The organism is Caulobacter radicis, assembly GCF_003094615.1.
Taxonomy (GTDB): Bacteria; Pseudomonadota; Alphaproteobacteria; order Caulobacterales; family Caulobacteraceae; genus Caulobacter; species Caulobacter radicis.
This window is the reverse complement of the sequence record NZ_QDKO01000043.1, coordinates 95903-112771: the sequence shown is the minus strand read 5'-3', so window position 1 is coordinate 112771 and position 16869 is coordinate 95903. Positions and strand designations below refer to the sequence as shown.

Below are 16869 nucleotides of genomic sequence, written 5' to 3'. Positions count from 1 at the left end.
TCGCCTCAGGCGACGCGGGTCCAGACCTGGGTCTTGCAGAGGAAGTTGCCCAGCACGCAGCCCTTGGCTCGCAGCTTGCCGGCGTCCAGAACCAGCACCCGACCCGAGAACGTCATGTTGACGTCCGGCGCGAAGACCTTGCCGCGCCACTCGCCCTTGTCCCCGGGCGTGAAGTCCCTCAGCAGCTGACGCCCCAGCAGTTCGCCGCCGGAGCCCCTGCGCGCGTCGGTGCGGGCCTCGTCATTGGCCCAGACGACGTAACCGCAGACCTCCGGCCCGCACGGCTTGATCTCCACATGGACGCTGTCCTTGGGATTGCGCCAGACGCCATAGATGCCGTCGGTGACCGGCGGCGCCTGGGCGCCGGCAGGGGCGGCCATGACCGCCAGCACCAGTCCCGCCAGGCCGAGCCGCGCGGTCGCGGTCCAGGTTCGGTGCTTCATCGACGCCATGACCAATCCCCATCCGAAGGGCTCCCTGCCCGCTTCGTCCGCGGACGGTCTGTCGGACGCGCCCCGACGTCAAGCGTCGAAGCCGCGGCGGGCCCGGCCGATCGTCAGGGAGGGGTGATCGTCAGCGAGGGGCTGGTCGCGAGCGCGCCGTGCACCAGGCAGCCGCCATAGGCGCCCGAGATCATCACGGGCGTGATGGTCGCCGCGCCCGCGCCAGGCGGGCCGTTCGTCCACGACGCGCCGAAGATCGAACCCGAGCAGTGGCCCAGGAAATATCCCATGCCGATGCCAAGCAGGTTCACCGTCGAGGAGGATGCGGGCTGCAGCGTCCATGGGAAATCGTTGGGGTGGAAGATCACGCCGCATTTGCCGCTGGTCGGGCCGCTGCCGGGCGCGAAAAAGCCGCCGGTGATCGTGGCCGAGGTTCCGTCCGCCGACACCACCCCGTAGAGCGTGGTCGCGCAGTTGACGGTCTCGACGTCGCTGGCCGACAGATAGCCGCTCATCGTGAAGCTGGCGCCCGCCGGCGAGAAGGTCTGGGCGAAGGCGGGCGTGGCCATGGCCAGGGCCGCGGCGGCCGCGATGGATGCACGCTTCAACATGGAAGGCCTCCCAGGAGGCGATCGCCTTGGGACCGCCCGGGCGGCGGCCGTCGGCGCGGCCTCGAAGAGCGCTGAAAAAAGGAAAGCCGGGAGCCCCGAGGGGCCCCCGGCCAAGACGAGGGGAAAGGATATGGATCCAGCCCCGGCCCTTTTACGAGACCGTCAGCGAGGGGCTGCTGGTCAGGGTGCCGGTGATCGAGCAGGTGCTCGGCGAGCCCGGGATAGTGGCGCCGGCGAAGGTCACGCCGCCGCTCCAGTTGGTGGTGATCGAGCCCGCGCAGTTGCCCAGGATCGAGTTGGCGCCGATGCCGCTGATGGTGATCGACGAGCCGCCGTTGAGCGAGACGCTCCACGGGAAGCTGCTCGGCGTCACCAGCCAGCCGCACTGCCAGTCGCCGGCGGCGAAAGAACCGCCCGTGATCGAGGCGCTGCCACCGTCGGAAGCGGTCGTGCCGGTCAGGGTCACGGCGCATTCGACCTCGGTCGACTGGCTCATGGTCAGGTCGCCGCTGAGGGTGAAGCCCGTGCCGGCCGGGGTGATCGTGGCGGCCGAGGCGGAGCCAGCGGCGGCGAAGCCGGCGGCGGCCAGAACGGCGGCGGCGAGAACAGAAGCGCTCTTCAACATGACGTCTCCTCCTACGTTTATTTTCTTCAACCTCTCATTGGAGGTCGAGCCACATGCAACTATCAATCGTGTAAGGAGTCAAACCAAAAAATACATAAAATTCAAACACTTATATCATAGAGACAACGTCTCGCGACGCATCCCGCGGGGAGGCGCCGAAAAGGTCGCCGCCCCGGTTTCCCGAGGCGGCGAGTCACCGAGATCGCGCGCTAGAAGCGCTTGGAGACACTGACCGCGACGAGGCGCGGGTCCAGCGTGAAGACGTTGGTGGTCAGGCCCGTGTCGTCGCTGTTGGTGAAAGCGTCGGTGATCGGCGTCTTGTCGAACAGGTTCTTGACATAGGCCTGGATGACGAGGCCGTCGGCCGGACGCTCCAGCGTCGCCGAAATATTGACGTTGTCCCACGACTTCAGGCGGTCGTAGGTGGTGTTGTAGACCCGGGCGTAGCTTTCGCCCTGATAGTAGTAATCGCCGCGCAGAGTCAGGGCCCAGTCGTCGCGATGGAAGGTGTATTGGGCGCCGATATTGGCGGTCCAGTTCGGCGCGTTGGGCAGTTCGTTGCCGCTCAGGTCGGCATCGAAGCCGCGGCCGCCATTGGGCGCTTCGGTTAGCGGGTCATAGGTGAAGCCAAAGAGCGCCGGGCTCCAAAGCGGCACGCTCGAGGGAAACTGCGGATTGAACGAACCCGTGCGCAGCGAGCCGCCGCACAGGCCCTGCAGGCCCAGCGTCATCTGCTCGGGCGTCCGCCCGCTGGACAGGATCCTCTGCACATGCCGGGTCGGGGCGATGCAGTTGGACGGCACCTGCAGCCAGGGTCGCAGGACGGTCCAGTCGGCGTTGCCCTGGGTGCGGTCCATCACGTCGATGGACTTCTCGCCCTTGCCGATCTTGGTGTTCAGGTAGCCCAGATTGGCGTCGATCCGGAAATCGCGGGTGGGCTTGAACACCGCCTCGAACTCCAGGCCCCAGGTGCGGGAGTCGAAGTTCTCGTTCAGCGAGATCCGGTCGACGATCTGCGAGACCTGATAGTCCTTGTAGTCGTAATAGAAGCCCGTCGCGTTCAGGCGCAGCTTGCCGCCGGCCAGGGTGTTCTTGGCCCCGATCTCGAAGGCGTTGACGTATTCCGGCTCGAAGGTCTCGGCCAGGGGCTGGTACTGGATGACAGCCGGGTTGATGTCGACCCGCGGCGGGTTGGCGCCGCCGCCCTTGTAGCCGCGCGAGAACGAGCCATAGACCATGGTCTCGTCGGTGAAGCTGACGGTCGGCTTCCAGTCGACCACCAGGCGGCCGGTCAGGGCGTCCCACTGCTGGTCGATGTCCGGCAGGGCCGGATAGCCGCGGCTGACATAGCCGCCGGAAAGCGGGCCCGGATTGCCCCGGTCGGCGCCCAGCAGCAACTGGCTCGGATAGGGCGTGCTGACCTTGCGGTCATCGGTGTAGCGCAGGCCCGCCGTCACGCGCCAGGTAGGCGTCAGGTCGTAATAGACCTCGCCGAACACGCCCCAGGAGCGGGTGTGGATCTGGTTCTTGCTGCGGAAGTAGTTGTGGCCGTCGCCCGCCAGCTGGTTCAGCGGCGTGGGATCCACATAGATGCATTCCTTCGTCGTCTGCGGCGTACAGGCCTGCGTCGGGCGAAGGATGTTGATCGGCTGAAGGGGTACGAAGTTGTAATAGTACTCGGCCAGGAACGTGAACAGGTTGTTGAAGACGAAGTAATCGTCATTCGACTTGAAATCGATGTAGTTGGCGCCGAGACTGAAGTTGAACCGGCCTTCGTAGCTCGACTGCAGGCGCAGTTCCTGGGTCCATTGCCGGTTATCGGAACGCGACAGGTCGGCCGAAACCATGCGGTTGGAACGCCCCAGTTGTGGGTCGGTGTAATAGCCGCCCGGCGTAGGGGTGTTCGTGTTCACGTAGGGTTGGTTCAACAGGTTGAACAGGCCGTCCGAGTTACTGAAGATCGGGTTCGAGACGAAGCGATTGTAGTCCTGCGACGAGTAGTAGTCGTCCTTGGCGTAGGCCGTCTGCGAGATGAGCTTCAGATTGTCGCTAAGGTCGAATTCCATGTTGAACTGGAAGACGTCGTTCTTCACCCGGAAGATCGGATCGTAGCTGGTGGCGATCTCGCGCAGGTCGCGCGACTGGGTCAGGCCCGCATAGGGATCGGTGCCCAGCGGCACGGCGCTCACGCTTTGACCCAGAGCATTGCGCCCATAGCTGATCGAGGCGAGGAAGACGTGGGCGAAGGCCCCGCCGTTGGGCACGCCATAGGCGGCGTCGTCATAGAGCGATCCGGGCAGGCAGCCCTGGCTCAGACGATTGCGGACGATCTGCGAGGTGACGTTCACGTTGCCGACCTGGGTGGGGCCCGGGTCGTTGGTGCACAACTGCTTGCCCGTGCGCGAGCGCTGGTCGTCTTCCTCGAAGTGCTCCCAGATGAAGTTGGTGCGGAAGCGGCTGGTCGGCTCCCAGGCCGCCGACAGGCGGGTCGACCACAGATCGCGGTTGTTGACCTTGGTGTCGTTGAAGCTGTTGTAGTCGAAGCCGTCGCGCTGGGTGGCCGAGCCGGCCAGGCGCAGGGCGAAGGTCTCGCCCACGGGCACGTTGACCACGGCCTGCATGCGGCGGCTGTCGTAGTTGCCGACCTCGCCCTTGATGAAGCCTTCGAAATCCCGGCCCGGCAGGTTCGGGATCATGTTGACGACGCCGCCGGTGGCGTTGCGGCCGTAGAGGGTGCCCTGCGGCCCGCGCAGCACTTCCACGCGCTGCACGTCCAGGTACTCCTGCTCGAACAGGCGGTTGCGGATCAGCGGCGTGGAGTTGAAGCTGACGGCGACGGCGGGGTCGCTGCTGGCCGAGATCGCCTTGGTCCCGACCCCGCGGATCGAGAAGTTGTACATGCTGAAGTTGGCCTTCGAGAACGACACGTTGGGCACGGCCCGCATCAGTTCCGAACCGCCCTCGATCTTCAGCTCGTTCAGGCTCTCCGACGACAGCGCCGACACGGCGATCGGCACGTCCTGGATCGATTCCGAACGCTTCTGGGCCGTGACGATGATGTCCTCGACTTGCGTCACTTCCTGCGCGAAGGCCTGGCCCGCCCCGGCGGCGAGCGCGAAAATCGACGCAGTGACAGCCAGACGCGCGCGAGCGCGGGCTGATGAAGCCATGCCCTATCCTCCCCTACCTCGACCCAGCTCTCCGTCCAGGCCGATGAACGTTTCCCCCGCCCCAAATCAATCTCCGACGGCATTGGCGGCTCGGCCGACGGTTGGGTTGTACGATCTACCTATTCACTCGCATGTCAATACATTACTTACACCGATGTTCAGTTCCCTGACGTAAGCTCCGTACGGCTACCTAGGGACGCTCCGTGACGCCGAATTAATATTTACATCGCTGTAAAAACGGCCAATGTCCGCGCAGCACGGGAGGGCAAGGAATGGACGCTGACGTCATCGTCGTCGGGGGCGGGCTGGCCGGCCTGGTGGCCGCCAACGAACTCACTCAGGCGGGCAAGCGCGTGGCGCTGGTCGACCAGGAGAACGCCGCCAACCTGGGCGGCCAGGCGTTCTGGTCGTTCGGCGGGCTATTCCTGGTGAACTCGCCCGAACAGCGACGCCTGGGCATCCGCGACAGCCTCGACCTGGCCTGGCGCGACTGGCTCGGCAGCGCCGACTGGGACCGGCTGGACGGCGCTCTCCCCGAAGACGAATGGGCGATCCGCTGGGGGCGCGCCTATGTCGAGTTCGCCGCCGGCGGCAAGCGCGACTGGCTACGGCGGCACGGGATCACGCTGACCCCCATGGTCGGCTGGGCCGAGCGCGGCGCCGGCCAGGCCCTGGGGCACGGCAATTCGGTTCCCCGCTTCCATGTGGCCTGGGGCACCGGCACCGGGGTTTCCGAGCCGTTCGCCGATCGCGCCCGCCAGGCCGCCGGACGAGGGCTGCTGACCTTCCATCACCGTCGTCGCGTGGACGCCCTGGTCGTCGAAGGCGGCCGGGTGACCGGCGTCTCGGGCAGTGTTCTGGCGGCCGACGACGCGCCGCGCGGGGCGCCGTCCAGTCGCCAGGTCGTCGGCGACTTCACGCTGAAGGCCGGCGCGGTCGTCCTGGCCACCGGCGGCATCGGCGGCAACCACGACCTGGTCCGCCGCTACTGGCCCGAACGCCTGGGCGCGCCGCCCACGAGCATGATCACGGGCGTGCCCGCCTACGTGGACGGACGCATGCTCGACATCGCCGCCGGCGCCGGCGCGCGCCTCGTGAACCGCGACCGCATGTGGCACTACGTCGAGGGCGTCCAGAACTGGAAACCGATCTGGCCCAGGCATGCGATCCGGATCCTGCCGGGCCCTTCGTCGATGTGGTTCGACGCGCTGGGGCGGCGCCTGCCCTTCCCCGCCCTGCCCGGCTACGACACCATCGCCACCCTGCGCTATCTGCGCACGACGCCGGACCTGGTCGAGCACGATCACTCCTGGTTCATCGTCAGCCAGAAGATCCTGGAGAAGGAGTTCGCCCTCTCCGGCTCCGAGCAGAACGGCGACATCACCAATCGCCGCCGCCTGTCGCTGCTGAAGTCGCGCCTGGGCAAGGGCGCGCCGCCGGAGGTCGACGCCTTCAAGCGCAACGGCGCCGACTTCGTGGTCTCGGCCAACCTCGAGGACCTGGTCGGCAAGATGAACGCCCTGACCGCCGCGCCCCTGCTCGATCCGGCCCTGATCCGCCGCCAGATCGAGGATCGCGACGCCCAGATGAGCAACCCCTTCGCCAAGGACCTGCAGGTGATGGGCATCCATAACAGCCGCCGGTCCCTCGGCGACCGGCTGGCCCGCACGGCGACGCCGCACCGGATCCTCGATCCGGCCGCCGGACCGCTGATCGGGGTCAAGCTGCACGTGCTGACTCGCAAGTCGCTGGGCGGACTACAGACCGATCTCGCGGGCCGGGTGCTGACGCCCGACGGCCAGGTGCTGGAGGGGCTCTACGCGGCCGGCGAAGCCTCGGGCTTCGGCGGCGGCGGGCTGCACGGCTACAACGCCCTGGAGGGCACCTTCCTGGGCGGCTGCATCTTCTCTGGCCTGGCCGCCGGCCGCGCCCTGGCCGGGGCGGTCTGAGCCATGGGCGCCGACGCGCTGGCCTCGCCGCTGACCACGGTGGCCCTGCCGGCCGCCCTGGGCCTGATCATGTTCGGCCTGGGCCTGAGCCTCACCCCCGCCGACTTCGCCCGCGTAGGTCGCCGGCCGCGCGCCGCGGTCGTCGCCCTGGCCTGCCAGCTGCTGGTGCTGCCGGTGATGGGCTTTGGCCTGGCCCTGCTGTTTCGCCTGCCGCCCGAGACGGCGGTCGGGCTGATGCTGCTGGCGGCGTCGCCGGGCGGCACGGCGGCCAATCTCTACAGCCACCTTTTCCGCGGCGACGTGGCGCTGAACATAAGCCTGACGGCGATCAACTCGGTCCTGGCCGTCCTCACCCTGCCGATCGTCGTCAACCTGTCGGTCGCCTGGTTCCAGCCCGGCGAGCTCAGCGTCGGCCTGCGGTTCTCCAAGACCGTCGAGGTGTTCATGGTGGTGCTGGGGCCGGTGGCCCTGGGCATGCTGGTGCGCCATCTGCGCCCGGGCTTCGCCGACGCCATGGACCGGCCCGTGCGGGTGGTGTCGGTGGCCTTCCTCACCTTGCTGATCGGCGCGGCCGTCGCGGCGAACCTGGCGACCCTGAAGGACGAGGTGGTGGGGCTGGCCGGCGTCACCGTCGTCTTCTGCCTGCTCAGCCTGACGGTGGGCTTCGTGGTTCCACGCCTGCTGAACGTAGCCCGCGAGCAGGCGATCGCCAGCGCCTTCGAGGTGGGGCTGCACAACGCCGCCCTCGCCATTGTCGTCGCCCAGTCGGTATTGCAGCGCCCTGAAATGAGCCTGCCGGCCGCCGTCTACGGCGTGCTGATGTTCCCGCTGGCGGCGGTGTTCGGGGTGGTGCTGACGCGGACGGCCGGCATGGCGCGTGATCCTCGTCCTTCGACAAGCTAGAAATCCACGTCATCCCGGGTGGAGGACCGCGAAGCGGGCCGTAGACCCGGGACCCAGGGGCCACAGGCAATGCGTCGGCTCCTGGGTCCCGGCTCTCCGCTTCGCTGCGGCCAGGATGACGAACTGAATGGGCGATGGAACGCCTACTTCAACTCCCGCCGCAGCACCTTGCCGACCGGCGTCTTGGGCAGCGGCTCGGCACGGAACTCGACGATCCGCGGCACCTTGTAGGCCGTCAGCCGCTCACGGCAGTGGGCGACCAGGGCCTCGGAGGTCAGCTCGGCCGAGCGGCGCACCACCACGATCTTGATCCGCTCGCCCTGCACCGGATCGGGCACGCCGATGGCGGCGACCTCCTCGACCAGCGGATGGGCGGCGACCACGTCCTCGACCTCGCTGGGATAGACGTTGAAGCCCGAGACCAGGATCATCTCCTTCAGGCGATCCAGAAGCTTCACACGGCCGTCGGTCTGCATGACGCCGATGTCGCCGGTGGCCAGCCAGCCGTCGGCCGACAGCACCTTGGCCGTCTCGTCGGGATGGCCCCAATAGCCCTTCATCACCTGCGGGCCGCGCACGCACAGCTCCCCCGGCTCGTCGATCCCGCACCACGAGCCGTCGTCGCGGCGCATGCGCACCTCGGTCGACGGAACCGGCAGGCCCACCGTGCCGTCGAAGCCCATGGTCTGTGGGTTGTCGATGTCGACATAGCCGATGCAGACCACCGGCGAGCACTCGGTCAGGCCATAGCCCTCGATCACCGGCGCGCCGGTGACGTCCTGCCATTCCTCGGCGACGCTGCGCTGGGTGGCCATGCCGCCGGCGATGGTCAGGCGCAGGTCCGAGAAGTCCCGGCTCCGGAAGGCCTCGTTGTTCAGCAGGCTGGTGAACAGCGTGTTGAGGCCGGTGAGCCCCGTGAAGCGCTCGTTGCGCAGCACCCACTCCACCCGTTTGGCGTCGCGCGGGTTGGCGATCAGGATGTTGCGGCCGCCCACGCCGACGAACATCAGGAGGTTCGCGGTCAGCGAGAACACATGATAGAGCGGCAGCATCGTCACGTTGCCGACGGCCTGGTCCTGCGGGATCTGGGTCATGATCCAGGCCCGGCCCTGTAGGACGTTGGCGATGATGTTGCGGTGGGTCAGCATGGCCCCCTTGGCCACGCCGGTCGTGCCCCCGGTATATTGCAGGAAGGCCAGGTCCCCGGGCCGGATCTCCACCGGCGCCAGCTTCAATCGCCTCGCACTGCGCATCATCGCCGGCCAGCGCAGCGCGCCCGGCAGCCGCCACTTGGGGACCAGCTTCTCGACATGGCGCATCATGGCGTTGACCGCCGCGCCCTTGGCCGGCCCCATCATGTCGCCCATGGCCGTGACGACCACCTGGCGGATCGCCGTGCCCTCGACGGCCTGTTCCAGCGTGTGGGCGAACATCTCCATGGCCACGATGGCCACCGCGCCGCTGTCCTCCAGCTGGTGATGCAGCTCGCGCGGCGTATAGAGCGGGTTGACGTTGACCACCACGGCGCCGGCCATCAGCGTCCCGAACAGGGCCACCGGATACTGCAGGCAGTTGGGCATCATCAGCGCCACGCGCTCGCCCTGCCGCACGCCGACGGACTGCAGCCAGGCGGCGAAGGCCTTGGCCTCGCTCAGCGCCCGGCCGTAGCTGACGCCCGTGCCCAGGCTGACGAAGCCCGTGCGATCGGCGTAGCGGCCGGCGTCGGCCTCGAACAGCTCGCCGACCGAACGCCACAGGGCCAGCTCGTCGTCGATCGTGGCCGGCACGTCGGCGCGGTAGCTGCGCGTCCAGAAACGCTCGGCCCACAGGCGGTCGGCGTCGGCGGCGAGGATCTGGGCGTCGGTCATCTCTCGAGCACCGCCACCACGCCCTGGCCGCCGGCGGCGCAGATCGAGATCAGGCCCCGGCCGCTCCCCTTGCGGTCCAGCATGGTCGCCAGATGCGCCAGGATCCGCCCGCCGGTGGCCGCGAACGGATGCCCGGCGGCCAGCGAACTGCCGTGAATGTTGAGCTTCTCGCGATCGATGGCGCCGGGCGCGCGGTCGAGACCCAGGCGCGCGCGGGCGTAGTCGTCGTCCTCCCAGGCCTTCAGCGTGCACAGCACCTGCGCGGCGAAGGCCTCGTGGATCTCGTAGTAGTCGAAGTCCTGCAACGAGAGGCCCAGCTTGCCCAGCATCCGCGGCACGGCGTAGGCCGGGGCCATCAAGAGGCCCTCGTCGCCCTTGACGAAGTCCACCGCCGCCGTCTCGCCGGCCCGCAGGTACGCCAGCACCGGCAGCCCCCGCGCCTTGGCCCATTCCTCGCTGGCCAGCAGCACCGTCGAGGCGCCGTCGGTCAGGGGCGTGGAGTTGGCGGCCGTCAGCGTACCGTGCTCGCGGTCGAACACCGGCTTCATCGTAGCCAGCTTGGCCGGGTCGATGTCGGGCCGCAGATTGTTGTCGCGCTTCAGTCCCCGGAACGGCGTGACGAGGTCGTCGAACAGCCCGTCGGCATAGGCCTTGGCCATCCGCTGGTGGCTGCGCACGGCCAGGGCGTCCTGTTCGGCGCGGGGGATGTTCCAATGCTTGGCCATCACCTCGCAGCTCTCGCCCATCGACAGGCCCGTGCGGGGCTCGGCGTTGCGCGGCGGCTCGGGCTTGAACGGCGCGGCCAGCCCCGCGCCCAGCAACGCCTTGACCTTGCCGCCGCTGGTCTTCTCGCGATTGGCCGCCAGCAGCGCCTTGCGGAAGCCCTCGTTCAGCGCGATCGGCGCGTCCGAGGTGGTGTCGACGCCCCCCGCCACGCCCACGTCGATCTGGCCCAGCGCGATCTTGTTGGCCACCAGGATCGCCGCCTCCAGCCCCGTGCCGCAGGCCTGGACCACGTCGTAGGTCGGGGTGTCGTGGCCGATCGTCGTCGACAGCAGGGCTTCCCGCGTCAGGGCGATGTCGCGCGAGTGCTTGAGCACCGCGCCCGCCGCCACCTCGCCCAGCCTCAGGCCGTGCAGGTTGAAGCGGTCGGCCAGGCCCTGCAGGGCGGCGGTCAGCATCTCCTGGTTGGAGGCGTCGGCATAGGCGGTGTTGGAGCGCGCGAAGGGAATGCGGCTGCCGCCGAGGATGGCGACGCGCCGGGGCGCGGGCAGGGTCAGCATGAAGGATCCTGTGTCTTGAGGCCCAGGCGGCCGCGCAGATGGGTGCGCGCGCCCTGGGCGTCCTTGATCTCGAAAGCGCGCTCCGGCCCCTCGGGGCCCGCGAGCAGCTGGATTTCACCGGGCAGGAACACCGGCGCGCGGAAGGCGACCTCGACCTCGCCGGCCTGCACCGGCCGTCCCTGGGTCAGCGCCGCCACGGCCCGGGCCTTGACCCACATGCCGTGGGCGATGGCGCGCTTGAAGCCGAACAGCCTGGCCCCGAGGGCGGAGGTGTGGATCGGGTTGGCGTCGCCTGACACCCTGGCGTAGCGGCGGCCAAGGTCCGGGGGCAGCGTCCAGGTCTCGACCGGCGTGTCGGCCGTTCCGCCCTCGACAAGCGGCGCGGGCTCGCCCTGCCCCACCTTGCCCAGGCGCAGGTAGACGCTGGTTCCCTCCCAGACGACCTGACCGTCGCGACGGGCGGTCGTCTCCAGCGAGAAGGCCTGGCCCTTGTCGTGGGCCAGCAGGCGCCCCGTCCGTACGGCGATCGCCAGCCGATCGCCGGCCGCGAGCGGCGCGTGCTGCCGGATCCGGTTGGACAGGTGCACCAGCCCCATCACCGGATAGGGAAAGTCGCCCGCCAGCATCAGCCGCATCTGCAGCGGAAAGGCCAGGATGTGCGGGAAGGTCAGCGGAACCCCGGCGTCGGCGCCAAAGCCGCAGCCTTGAGCGTAGGCGTCGATCGCCTCGCGCCGCAACCACACCCCGCCCGCCTCCAGCGTCGCGTCGGGAAACGCCCCGCCCCGGCGCAGCAGCCCTCGCAGGGCCCCGCCCGCGAGGGCCAGGGTCGAGACCGGCCCGGCCATGTCGCTCATGATCAGGCCCCGAGCAGGCTCTGGCCGCAGACGCGGACCACCTGGCCGTTGACGCCGCCGCTGGCGGGATCGGCCAGCCAGGCGATGGTCTCGGCCACGTCGACCGGGCTGCCGCCCTGCCCCATGCTGTTCATCCGTCGCCCGGCCTCGCGGATGGCGAAGGGGATGGCGGCGGTCATCCGGGTCTCGATGAAGCCCGGAGCCACGGCGTTGATCGTCACGCCCTCGCCCAGGCCGTCGCGGGCCAGGCGTCGCACGGCCCCGATCCAGCCGGCCTTGGACAGGGCGTAGTTGGTCTGGCCCATGTTTCCGGCCACGCCGCTCAGCGACGAGACCGCCACGATGCGGCCGTTGCGTCGGACCGCGCCGGCCTCGACCAGCGACCGGGTCAGGGCCAGGGGCGCGCCGAGATTGACGGCCATGACGCTGTCCCACTCGCGCTGGTCCATGCGCGCCAGGGTGCGGTCGCGGGTGATGCCGGCGTTGTGCACCACGACGTCGAAGCCACCGGCCGCCCGCGCCGCGGTCACCAGGGCCTCTCCGGCCTCCGGCGCGGTGATGTCGAGGGCGAGCGGCCGCACGCCCAGCTCGCCGGCCAGCTTTTCGAGGTCCTCGCGCGCGGCGGGCACGTCCAGCGCCGTGACCTGCGCGCCCTCGGCCGCGAACAGCCGCACGATCGCCTCGCCGATGCCGCGCGAGGCGCCGGTGACCAGCACGTGCCTTCCGGCGTGACCCAGCCTGGCGTCGCCCGCCACGCCGGGCGCGGCCACCCGCACCACCTGGCCCGAGACATAGGCCGAGCGCGGCGACAGCAGGAAGTCGAGCGTGCTGGCCGCAGCGTCCTCGTCGCCCGGGGCGATATAGAGCAGTTGCACCCCGATGCCGCGCCGCGCCTCCTTGGCCAGCGAGCGGACGAAGCCCTCCAGCCCCCGCTGGATCGCCTCGGCCTCGGTGGCGCCGGTCGTCTCGGGCGGAACCCCGATCACCACGATCCGGCCGTGCTCGGCCACCGAACGCACCGCCTGGTGGAAGAAGCCGTACAGCGCCCTGGCCGAGGCCACGTCCACGCAGTCCGAAGCGTCGAACACCAGCCCGCCATAGCGCTCGTCGGCCGACCAGCATCGGCGCAGCGGCGCGCCAGAAGCGCTGGCGACCCGCTCCAGGACCGGCCCCATCCGGCCGCCGCCCGCCGACTCCAGCAGCAATGGATGCAGGGCGACGGCCCCGGCCTCGGCGCGCCGTTGCAGCGGCGCGGGCTTGGGCAGGCCGAGCGCCCCGACCATCCAGCCGCCCAGGCCGCTGTTGGCGAATTCCAGGTAGCGATCGGTCATTGGGCCACCTTCTCGCGCTTGGCGGCGCCGCGCTTGCCGCCCCGGCGCGCCAGGCCCTCGGCCAGGCCGAAGTCCTGCGGGAAGTCGTCGACCTGGATGGCCATGTCGGCCAGCACCGCGAAGCGGGCGAGAAGGTCACGCTCGGCGCTCGAGATCAGCCCCTTGGCCTCCGCCTCGCCAGCCCAGGCGTCCAGCAGGGTCAGGTTCTGCGGCGCGCGCCCGATGCGGCCGGCGGCGATCGCGGGCTTGAGGCGGCGCTCGACGGCCTCCACCTGCGGATGGAGGTCGAAGGCCACGGCCGTGGCGGCGATTGGATCGACCTCGATGCGCGGCGTCCACGAACCGGCCAGCAGGCGGTCGCGGGCCGGACCGTGGCGCTGGATCAGGCCGGCGACCTCGGCGGCGACGCGGTCGTTCGGACCCGCCCGGCCAAGACCGGCGCCGACCAGGCCCAGCACGAAGGCGACGACGCGGCTGGGATGGTTGGCCAGCAGGCTCCGCCAGGCCTCGCCGGTGCGCGCCAGGGCGTCCTGGGCGGCCCAGTGGACCAGCGGAAGGTCCTCGGCCGGACGCCCCTCGTCCTCGAAGCGCTTGAGCGCGCTCGACAGGATCAGCAGCTGCGAGAGCATGTCGCCCAGGCGCCCGGTCAGCGCTCCCTTGCGCTTCAGCGCGCCGCCGACGGTAGCCATCGACAGGTCCGAGGCCAGGGCCAGCAGGGTCGAGAAGCGGGTGGCGGCGCGGTAGTAGCGGCCCAGCTGGGGCGCCGCCCCGGCCGGCTTGCCGATCAGCGGCCCGCCGGTCGCGGCGAAGGCGGCCGCCCGGGCGAGATTTCGGAACAGGAAGCCGACATAGCCGAACAGCGCCGCGTCGAAGTCCTTCAGGTTCTGCGTCTGCGCCGTCCGCATCAGCGTCAGCACGTAGGGATGGCAGCGGATCGCGCCCTGGCCGTAGATGATCAGGGTGCGGGTCATGATGTTGGCGCCCTCGACCGTGATGGCGATCGGGATCTGCTGGTAGGCGCGGGCCAGGAAGTTGCCCGGGCCCATGCAGACGCCCTTGCCGCCGACCACGTCCATGGCGTCGTTGACGACGATGCGGGCGCGCTCGGTCACGTGATACTTCGCGATCGCCGACACGACGGACGGCTTCTCGCCCTGGTCCAGGGCCGCGGCCGCCAGGCGGCGCAAGGCATCGGAGGCGTAGAGGTGGCCGGCCATGCGGGCCAGCGGCTCCTGCACGCCCTCGAAGGCGCCGATCGGCATGTTGAACTGCCGGCGGATGGCGACGTAGGCGCCGACCATGCCGACGGCCAGCTTGGACATGCCCACGTTGGACGACGGCAGCGAGATCGCGCGGCCCGCCGCCAGGCACTCCATCAGCATCCGCCAGCCGTTGCCCACCTGGGCCTGGCCGCCGATGACCATCTCCATCGGCACGAAGACGTCGTCGCCGGTGATCGGGCCGTTCTGGAACACCGCGTTCAGGGGCCAGTGGCGGCGTCCGATGTTTACGCCCGGATGGTCGCGCGGCAGCAGCACGCAGGTGATGCCGGGCTCTGCGCCTTGGCCCAGCAGGCCGTCGGGATCGACGGCGCGGAACGCCAGGCCGATGACCGTCGCGATCGGGGCCAGGGTGATGTAGCGCTTGCGCCAGCTGACGCGGAAGCCCAGCGTCTCGCGGCCGTTCCACAGGCCCCGGCAGACCACCCCGGTGTCGGTGATCGAGGCCGCGTCCGACCCGGCATAGGGATTGGTCAAGGCGAAGCACGGGATTTCGTCGCCCCGCGCCAGGCGCGGCAGGTAGTGGTCCTTCTGGGCGTCGGTGCCGTAGTGCAGCAGCAGTTCGGCCGGACCCAGCGAGTTGGGCACCATCACCGACACGGCGGCGGCCGAGCAGCGGGTCGACAGCTTCTGCACCACCTGGCTGTGGGCGTAGGCCGAGAAGCCCAGGCCGCCGTAGCGCTTGGGAATGATCATGCCCAGGAAGCCCTTGTCGCGGGCGTATTCCCAGGCCGCCGGCGGCAGGTCCTGCCAGACCGAGGTGCTCTCCCAGTCGTTGGACAGGTCGCACAGGTGTTCGGCCTCGATGTCGAGGAAGCGCTGCTCCTCGGCCGACAGCGCCGGCGCGGGCGTGGCCAGCAGGCGCTTCCAGTCGGGCTTGCCGGCGAACAGCTCGGCGTCCCACCAGACGTTGCCGGCCTCGACGGCCGCCTGCTCGGTGGGGCTCATGCGCGGCATGATGCCGGCGAAGGCCTTCATGGCCGGTCCCGACAGCACGGCGGCGCGCAGCGGGCGGAAGGTGGTCAGCACCGCGATCGGCGCGGCTATCGCGGCCAGCACTAGCGTGGCGGTCGAGCCGACCACGCCGGCCGCGAAGCCGGCGCCTATCCATAAGGCCGTGGCGGCCGCCCACAGGGCGGCCCTGGCCTGCACGAAGGTCAGCACGAAGGCGATGAGCGCGGCGGCGCCAATCCAGATCAGCATGGTCGCAATCCCCCGACCGGCGGGGCGGCCCCCGTCGGCTCCAAGAAGTCGGCTGGTGTCAAAGTCGAATACGCGGAACGCGGGGGCGGCTCGGCGGCCACCCCAGTTACTCAAATTGAGCGGTGCTCAGCGCACGCGTTTCCAGGTCTGGGTGCGGCACAGCAGCGGGGCGATGCAGCCCTTCACCGCCAGGGTGTCGTCGTCCAGCAGGGTCAGCGTGCCGGTCGAGGCGCCCTGCCCCGTCTCCGGGTCATAGAGCGGCCCGCCGGACCAGGAACGCGGTCCGCCGGAGAAGTTGGCCAGCACCGTCAGGTCCTTGAGCTTGCGACTGCGCAGCTCGGCGTTGCGGTTGCGCACGTCCCGTTGCTCGGGATCGGCGCGCAGCGGCTTGGCGTCCTTCAGGCGGCCGCAGAAGCTGTCGCCGCAGCGCTCGATGGCGACGACGCCGTTCTCGGCCGAGGTGCGCCAGCGTCCGGCGAGGCCGGCGTCCTGGGCCAGGGCCGGCGCGGCGATCGCGCAGGCCGCCAAGGCCAGGGGGGCGAACAGGCGGCTCATCCCGGCCCTCCCAGATAGGCGTTGCGCATGTCCGGCGGCACCCGCTCGTAGAGCGTCGGGCGCTGGATGCGCAGGCGCGCGCGCGCATTTTCCAGCGGCTCGGCCATCAAGGCCACGTAGTCCTCGCCCGGCAGCCAGGCGGCCTTGCCGCCGTTGCGCCAGGCCTGAAGCACCGCGCGTCCGCACGGGTGGCCGGTGCGCGCCCGCATGAACTGCACTGCGGCCCCGGCGGCGATCAGGCCAAAACCGGTGCTGCGGGTCTGGGGCAGCGAGAACGCCACCACGCAGGCCTCGCCCAAAGCATCGGTCTGGTAGCCGGTAAGCACGTGCCAGATGTCGTGCACGTCGCGGATGCGGCGGGCGTACCAGGCGCGCGGGTGCGCCGCTTCGATCTCGGTGTCGGCGACCTTGGCGCTCTCTTCGGCCAGGCCGTAGGCCGACAGGTTGCGGCTGTCGACGAAGGCCCGGTAGGCCGCGCCCACCGTCCCGTCGGCGAAGCCGTCCAGCCATCCCCGGTCCTGCAGCCGGTCGGACAGCTCGACCTGCTCATAGGCCTGGATCCCGCCTTCGGGCGTATCCATCAGCCGCTGATAGCCCCACTCGATCGAACGGCCCGCCAGGGCGTTCATGATCTCGAACACCTGCCGGGTGTCCTCCTTGTCGGCCACCAGCCTCCCGAAAGCGCGCATGGCGCGGACGGGTTGGATGCGGCGAGGCGCCGCATGGGAAGGTTGGCGATTCTGGCCGTGAACTGGGCGCAGTACGGGCGCTATGGGCGCAGCTTGCACTTGCGG

Annotated in this window: 13 protein-coding genes and 1 pseudogene; 2 read left to right on the top strand and 12 right to left on the bottom strand. The window is 69.8% G+C overall.

The window, feature by feature from the left end; translation table 11 throughout:
• Positions 1-5: 5 nt before the first annotated feature.
• The 4 genes from DDF62_RS23205 to DDF62_RS23190 form a co-directional block, all read right to left on the bottom strand.
• Complete coding sequence (locus tag DDF62_RS23205) at positions 6-452, bottom strand: DUF2147 domain-containing protein (protein WP_116491311.1); 447 nt, start codon at positions 450-452, stop codon at positions 6-8.
• Positions 453-556: 104 nt separating this feature from the next.
• Positions 557-1054 (bottom strand): protein activator of alkane oxidation PraB, encoded by a 498-nt coding sequence (locus DDF62_RS23200; protein WP_116491310.1) that lies wholly within the window; start codon positions 1052-1054, stop codon positions 557-559.
• 151 nt (positions 1055-1205) lie between these two features.
• Entirely contained in the window at positions 1206-1679 is a 474-nt protein-coding gene (locus DDF62_RS23195) for a protein activator of alkane oxidation PraB (RefSeq protein WP_116491309.1), read from the bottom strand.
• 209 nt (positions 1680-1888) lie between these two features.
• Complete coding sequence (locus DDF62_RS23190) at positions 1889-4849, bottom strand: TonB-dependent receptor (RefSeq protein ID WP_116491308.1); 2961 nt, start codon at positions 4847-4849, stop codon at positions 1889-1891.
• A gap of 272 nt (positions 4850-5121) precedes the next feature.
• On the opposite strand from DDF62_RS23190, the gene DDF62_RS23185 reads away from it, so the two are divergent.
• Complete coding sequence (locus tag DDF62_RS23185) at positions 5122-6798, top strand: FAD-binding dehydrogenase (protein ID WP_116491307.1); 1677 nt, start codon at positions 5122-5124, stop codon at positions 6796-6798.
• Between the two features lie 3 nt (positions 6799-6801).
• Entirely contained in the window at positions 6802-7701 is a 900-nt protein-coding gene (locus DDF62_RS23180) for a bile acid:sodium symporter family protein (RefSeq protein ID WP_244286927.1), read from the top strand.
• A 49-nt stretch (positions 7702-7750) separates the two neighbouring features.
• Here the strand turns inward: DDF62_RS23180 and DDF62_RS26820 are convergent.
• The 8 genes and pseudogenes from DDF62_RS26820 to DDF62_RS23145 all read right to left on the bottom strand — a co-directional run.
• Positions 7751-7837: pseudogene (locus DDF62_RS26820) on the bottom strand (hypothetical protein); the annotation flags it as partial.
• 7 nt (positions 7838-7844) lie between these two features.
• Positions 7845-9569: an AMP-binding protein gene (locus DDF62_RS23175; protein ID WP_116491306.1), complete on the bottom strand. Its 1725-nt coding sequence runs from the start codon at positions 9567-9569 to the stop codon at positions 7845-7847.
• The gene (locus DDF62_RS23170; protein WP_116491305.1) at positions 9566-10852 is read right to left on the bottom strand and encodes an acetyl-CoA C-acetyltransferase; all 1287 of its coding nucleotides are present in this window, start codon (positions 10850-10852) and stop codon (positions 9566-9568) included. Before DDF62_RS23170 ends, DDF62_RS23175 begins: the two co-directional genes overlap by 4 nt.
• Complete coding sequence (locus DDF62_RS23165) at positions 10846-11706, bottom strand: MaoC/PaaZ C-terminal domain-containing protein (RefSeq protein ID WP_208866925.1); 861 nt, start codon at positions 11704-11706, stop codon at positions 10846-10848. Before DDF62_RS23165 ends, DDF62_RS23170 begins: the two co-directional genes overlap by 7 nt.
• A gap of 2 nt (positions 11707-11708) precedes the next feature.
• Entirely contained in the window at positions 11709-13037 is a 1329-nt protein-coding gene (locus DDF62_RS23160) for a 3-oxoacyl-ACP reductase (protein WP_116491304.1), read from the bottom strand.
• On the bottom strand, positions 13034-15520 hold the full coding sequence (locus DDF62_RS23155) for an acyl-CoA dehydrogenase (RefSeq protein ID WP_116491303.1): 2487 nt from the start codon (positions 15518-15520) through the stop codon (positions 13034-13036). The genes DDF62_RS23160 and DDF62_RS23155 overlap by 4 nt, the downstream gene beginning before the upstream one ends.
• Positions 15521-15646: 126 nt before the next feature.
• On the bottom strand, positions 15647-16075 hold the full coding sequence (locus DDF62_RS23150; protein WP_116491302.1) for a DUF2147 domain-containing protein: 429 nt from the start codon (positions 16073-16075) through the stop codon (positions 15647-15649).
• A complete protein-coding gene (locus DDF62_RS23145) occupies positions 16072-16743 on the bottom strand; it encodes a Coq4 family protein (protein ID WP_244286926.1) in 672 nt (223 codons plus the stop codon). The genes DDF62_RS23150 and DDF62_RS23145 overlap by 4 nt, the downstream gene beginning before the upstream one ends.
• Positions 16744-16869 lie beyond the last annotated feature (126 nt).